General features: G+C 69.9%; 1 protein-coding gene. It reads right to left on the minus strand.

Translation table 11 applies throughout. The annotated features are described in order from the left end of the window. Positions 1-896 precede the first annotated feature (896 nt). Positions 897-2,696, minus strand: a 1,800-nt coding sequence (locus tag ACL02O_RS33985; protein WP_412822282.1) for a hypothetical protein, incomplete at its 5' end; no start/stop codon positions are given.

The following is a 2,696-nucleotide window of genomic DNA, read 5'->3' on the forward strand; positions in this document are numbered from 1 at the left end:
AGGACGGGGGATGGCTCGGCCTCGCTACACCCTTCCTGAACCGTGTGCGCCGGGACGCCGCCTCGGGGTTGCTGAGGGTGTGGCAACCCCTCGGGGGCGCTGATGGGGCACAAGATGCCGTCAAACGTCGGCAACCCCCAGTCGGCAGCACTACGAGGCACCCACTCCGTCGGACCTTGAGCGCAATCTTGTCGGTGCAGGTCATCGGCGAGCCGGTCCACGTTTCGCTTCAACGTATGACCCGCGTGCGAGGGCCGGGTTGTGGCCAGCAGCTGGGGGACGTGCTTCGATGACGGCATGGCCGACGAGGGCGGTGCGGAACGCGGCGGCGATGCGTCGCCGAGACCTCTGTGGATGGCATGGCGGCCGGCTGTTCCGCGCTGGCTCCCGCAGGACGGCCCGCGTGCCTATGGCTCAACCTCCGGCGTGCCTCAAGCGGGCAGCCCGGCCGTGATCGACCATGACGCCCTAGAGTTCCTGGTCTGCCTCGCCGTCGGAGTCCAGTGGGCGATCGTGGTGCTCATAGCTCCCGTCGTGCTGTTGGTCCGTCTTGTGCGCCGCCACATGTAGCCGTTGAGAGCAACGTCGACAGCAACAAGCCCGGACGGCGACAGTCGCCATCGTGAGCGTAGGGACCAAGGGTCGACGTGGGGCGGACGAACGCGAACGTCGCCGAACGGCACGCACAGTTCTTGTAATCGAGGCGTCAGGCAGCGAGGCAGCAAGAAGGCAGCGCGAGCCTCGATGCGGGTCGACCCCGAACGTCAACCGACGATGCCCGACACCTGCTCGTCGACGCGGGTCGTCACCTGCTGGCAGCGGCCGACAAGCTGAGACCGCATCCCCCCGGGCGGGGGTCGGGTTGGAGCGCCGGCCAGAGCGCTCGATCCAAGCTGCTAGGCGGCGAAGGTCACCCAGGCGAGCGCGCCGATGAGCGCGACGACCTCACATGCAATGACTATCAGGAAGTGACGGCTGGCTGGATCGGGGTCGGGGTCGGGGTCGGGGTCGGTCAATGCTCGTCGAGATGGACGCGCCTGGCGTTTCTCGTGCAGCGTCCTGATCGCCTGCCCGAGCCATGCCCCGATGAGCAGCGCGGCCAGCGCCGCAGCGAACCCGGGGAAGAGTAGCGCCATGTCGGGGTGGCCGGCGTGGAACTCTGCAGCCTGTCGGGCCGAGTCACCCTTTCCGATGAACATGACACCGAGACCGCCGCCCAATGCGGCGACGGCTGTGACGAGGCCCCATAGCGCGGGTCTGCTAGGCCCGGCAAGGAAGTAGATGCCGCCGGCGACCAACATGGGTAGCCCGATCGTCGCCCAGCCGGCGGCGACCATGCCGGCGGGACTGCAGCCGCCATCCGTGCAGAGTACGTCGAGCAGTGCGGCCAGTATCCGCTCGCGCATCGCTATGCCCGCCACCGTGGCACCCAGAATGAGCGTCACGGAAAGGGCTATCCCCCAGCCGCGCAGTTCGGGCCACTCTCGCGACCCGGCGCCTTCTCCCGGGGAGCGGGCAGGCGAGTGGAGCGCGCTGCCGGTGCCCTCCGCAACCGCGAGCGCGGTCCTGTCGGTGACGTGCCGCAGCGCGAGCGCAGGCGACAGCGTGACCGGCCCGAGCGTCACCGTGCACCACTCGCCCGGCGCCCGAACGCCATAGAGCACGGCAGGCTCCGCCGCTGCGCCGGGGGCGGGCTCGATGTCATCGCGGACAGGGATCTCCCCTATTAGCGCTTCCGGCGCGGACGCCTGGCCCGCATACACGTACACCCGGCCGTGGCCCCGCCTGATCCGCACCTCGGTGACGGGCTGAGGCCGCCGGAAGAGCCGGCGCTGTGCCAGCGCCCGCACGGCGAAGCGCCACCCGAACCCGGCCCCGAGCAGGACGAGCACCGACACCAAGGCATACCAAGGCGTGGCGTCGTATGGCTCGGCAAGCAGTTGGCGCAGGCCGTTGTCGTCCACGGCGATCCTCACCGTCGAGCCGACCGGGTAGGCGTCGGCGTCATAAACGTCAACAATCTCGGTTGACCAGGTGCCGGTAAGGGTTCGCGCATCCGCGGGGAGGGCGAGCTCGAGCGCGTCCCATCTCGGGTGGGATCGCACCGTCGCCGCCACGATCTCCGCCGTGCGCTGCCGATCGTCGGCCTGAGCCTGGCGACCCGCCACCCAGACGGCACCGGCCAGTCCGGCGGCGAGCAGCGCGGCGCTCGCGATCGCTGCGGGCAGCGGGGGTCTAAGGAACCGGGCCGGTGCCGGAGGCGGTAGCTCCTCCGCGAGATCGTGCCATCGCCGCGCCGCCGGCCGGCGGCGCGAAGCGACGGTCCCGGCGAGCAGGGCGCATCCGCCCGCGTAGGCAACGCCCACCAGAGGAACCCACAGCGGGAACGCCTCGTCGGCGTTGACCAGGTCGTACGAGATCAACGCCACCGACATCGTGGTGGCCGCCGCTGCGGCGAACCACACATGCACCCAGCCGAGGAAAGGCAAGATCGCGAGCATCCCGATGAGGAGACTTCCCCCCACGTCCGGCGCACACGGCGCCGTCTCGGTGCAGGGTCGATCCGGTGCGGCGGCGGTCACCACGATGAACGTCAACACTCCGCCGACCAGGACCAGCCAACCCGCAGTGCGCTCCTTCATGCGCTTCGCAGACGGACGTAGCACCTCGCGGGCGGCTCTGCGGGTGAGGATCTT

Origin of the sequence: Micromonospora mangrovicola (assembly GCF_047200535.1) — a bacterium.
In the GTDB taxonomy this organism is placed as follows: domain Bacteria; phylum Actinomycetota; class Actinomycetes; order Mycobacteriales; family Micromonosporaceae; genus Micromonospora.